This window comes from Novosphingobium sp. CCH12-A3 (assembly GCF_001556015.1).
GTDB classification, from domain to species: Bacteria; Pseudomonadota; Alphaproteobacteria; order Sphingomonadales; family Sphingomonadaceae; genus Novosphingobium; species Novosphingobium subterraneum.
In genome coordinates, this window is the sequence record NZ_LSIA01000120.1 from 1 (window position 1) to 2,914 (window position 2,914).

The 2,914-nt window shown below is 69.6% G+C and carries 2 protein-coding genes; one reads left to right on the top strand and one right to left on the bottom strand.

The genetic code is table 11. The annotated features are described in order from the left end of the window. Window positions 1-120: 120 nt before the first annotated feature. Window positions 121-1,074: a hypothetical protein gene (locus AX703_RS27325; RefSeq protein WP_156451998.1), complete on the top strand. Its 954-nt coding sequence runs from the start codon at window positions 121-123 to the stop codon at window positions 1,072-1,074. Here AX703_RS27325 and AX703_RS09265 read toward each other — a convergent pair. Then, a complete protein-coding gene (locus AX703_RS09265; protein WP_062343734.1) occupies window positions 968-2,851 on the bottom strand; it encodes an ABC-F family ATP-binding cassette domain-containing protein in 1,884 nt (627 codons plus the stop codon). The two genes, AX703_RS27325 and AX703_RS09265, sit on opposite strands and share 107 nt — an antisense overlap. Window positions 2,852-2,914: the final 63 nt, after the last annotated feature.

The window sequence follows — 2,914 nt, forward strand, 5'->3', positions numbered from 1 at the left end:
CGCCGGTCGGCGAAGGGGCTTTCGCGTTTAGGGAAGAAGAAGGAAGGGCCCACCCCCAGCCCCTCCCGCCTGCGGGAGGGGAGAAGCTAAGGGGCGCCCTCCCGCCTGCGGGAGGGGAGAATGCTTCATCACTCCTCCACCCCAACCAGTTCACCCCCCACCCGCATCGCGCTGTTTCTCGAGCATCTCAGCCGCCACGGGCAGGTGCGCGCGGCGGCGCAGGTGGCGGGGGTGTCACAGCAGACGGCCTATGTCCGCCGTCGCCGCGATCCGGCCTTTGCCGCCGCGTGGGACGCTGCGCTGCTCCATGCGCGCGAGGCGGCCGAGCAGGTGCTCGCCACCCGTGCGCTCCACGGCACCACCGAGACGATCTGGTTCCGGGGCGAGGCGGTGGGCGAGCGGCGGCGCTTCGACGCGCGCCTGCTCCTTGCGCACCTCGCCCGGCTCGACGCCCGCGCGGCGCAGGCGCCGAGGGAAATCCACCACCTTGCCGAGGACTTCGACCGCATGCTGCTTGCTCTGGCCGAGGGCGCCGACGTCGCCGCCGCCACCGGCTTTGCCGACCCGGCGCAGGACCGCTTCACCAAGGCGTGCGAGAAGCAGGCCGAACAGGACTTCAAGCGCGCTTGCCCCTATCCCGCCGACGACGAGCCCGACGAGGCCTGGGACGACTGGCAGGAAGCCCACGACGCCCACATGGAAAGCGCCCGCCAGCTCGCCCGCGAAAGCTGGTCCGCCGCCCAGAACCGCCGCGAAGCCACGCTCCACGCCCTGTTCGGGGAAGAGGATGAGGAAGATCAGACCGAAATCAGGGAAGCCTGCTCCCCCGCGCAGGCGGGGGCCTCGTTGTCGTTACGGAACGAAAGCGAGAAACCCGAGCAAAGCGCCCCTGAACCATGTAAACCGCGTAAACCCCTCGGGCTGCTGCGGTGCGGAACCTCGCCCTCGGCGCTGCTGTCGGCGGGCCTCAGTTGGCCCCCTCTAGCGCCTCGCCAGCTTCCAGCCACGCCAGTTCCGCTTCCTCCAGCGCCTGCGCAACCTTGCTTCGCCGCTGTGACAGGTCACTCATGGTGAGCTTGGCGAATTCCGGCGCGGCGCTGCCCGGCTCGAACATCGCGCGGTCGATCTGCGCCAGCTCGGCCTGCAGTTTGGCCACGCGCTTTTCCGCTTCGGTCTGTGCCTTCTGCAGCGCCTTGTACGTCTCGCGCGCCGCGGCCCGCGCCTTGCGGTCCTGCTGCGCGCCGCCCTTGGCTGGCGTGTCGCTGCTGCCGCTCTCGGTCTTGGGCTGGTTCCGGCCGAGGATGAAGTCGATGTAGTCCTCGATGCTGCCGTCGAACGGCTTGGCGGTGCCGCCGTCGACGAGGACCAGGCGGTCGGCCACCAGTTCGGCCATGTGCCGGTCGTGGCTGATCAGGATCACCGCGCCCTTGTAGGCATTCAATGCCTGCACCAGCGCCTCGCGCGCATCGATGTCGAGGTGGTTGGTCGGTTCGTCGAGCACCAGCATGTGCGGCGCGTCGCGGGTGACGAGGGCGAGGGCTAGGCGCGCGCGCTCACCGCCCGACAGCGTGCCGACCTGCGCGGTGGCGCGGTTGCCGGAGAAGCCGAAGCGCCCCAGCTGCGCGCGGACGGCGGCGGGGCTCTTGCCCTCCATCGCCCGCGTCATCAGTTCGAGCGGGGTGCCGCCATCGGCGATCTCCTCGACCTGGTACTGGGTGAAGTAGCCGACTTGCATCTTCCCCGTCGCCGTCATCGCCCCGTCCATCGGCGCGAGCTGCGCGGCGAGCAGGCGGGCGAGCGTGGTCTTGCCGTTGCCGTTGCGGCCGAGCAGCGCGATGCGGTCATCCGGATCGATGCGCAGGTTCAGCCGCTGCAGCACCGGCTTGCCGGGCGCGTAGCCCACCGACGCCAAGTCCAGCGTGATCAGCGGCGGGCGCAGTTCCTCGGGGTCGGGGAAGTCGAAGCTGAGCGAGGGATCTTCGACCACCGCCGCGATCGGCTGCATCTTGGCCAGCATCTTGGCGCGCGATTGCGCCTGCTTGGCGGTCGAGGCGCGGGCGGAGTTGCGGGCGATGTAGTCGCGGAGCCGATCCGCCTGCGCTTCCTGCGCGGCGCGTGCGGCGGCCTGCTGGGCAAGCCGTTCGTTGCGCTGGCGCTCGAAGCTGTCGTACCCGCCGGGATAGAGCGTGAGCTTGCCGGCGTGGAGGTGGACGATGTGGTCGGCCACGTTGTTGAGCAGGTCACGCTCGTGGCTGATCAGCAGCAGCGTGCCGGGATAGGCCTTGAGGAAGTTCTCGAGCCACAGCGTCGCTTCAAGGTCGAGGTGGTTCGAGGGCTCGTCGAGCAGCAGCACGTCGGGCGCGGAGAAGAGCAGCGAGGCGAGCGCGACGCGCATCCGCCAGCCGCCGGAGAAGCTGTCGAGCGGGCTGCCTTGCATCGCCTCGTCGAAGCCGAGACCGATCAGGATGCGCGCGGCGCGGGCGTCGGCGCTGTAGGCATCGATGGCGAGCAGGCGATCGTGGACATCGCCGAGGCGATCGGGATCGGTGCAGGTCTCGGCCTCGGCGAGCAGCTGGGTGCGCTCGACATCGGCGGCGAGCACGGTTTCGAACGGCGTGGCGCTGCCTGCGGGGGCTTCCTGTGCGAGGTAGCCAAGGCGAGTGCGGCGAGGCATTTCGATCGCGCCTTCGTCAGGCTCGATCTCGCCGATGATTGCCTTGACCAGCGTGGACTTGCCCGCCCCGTTGCGCCCGACCAGTCCGACGCGCGCGCGCGGCGGCACGGCGACTGAGGCGCGGGAAATGATGTCGCGTCCGCCGAGGCGCACGGTGATGCCGTTGATGGTAAGCATGGGGAGAGACAGGCGTCCGTTAGAAATCTGGCGGTTAGCAAAATCAGGGAAAATCGGGCGCGC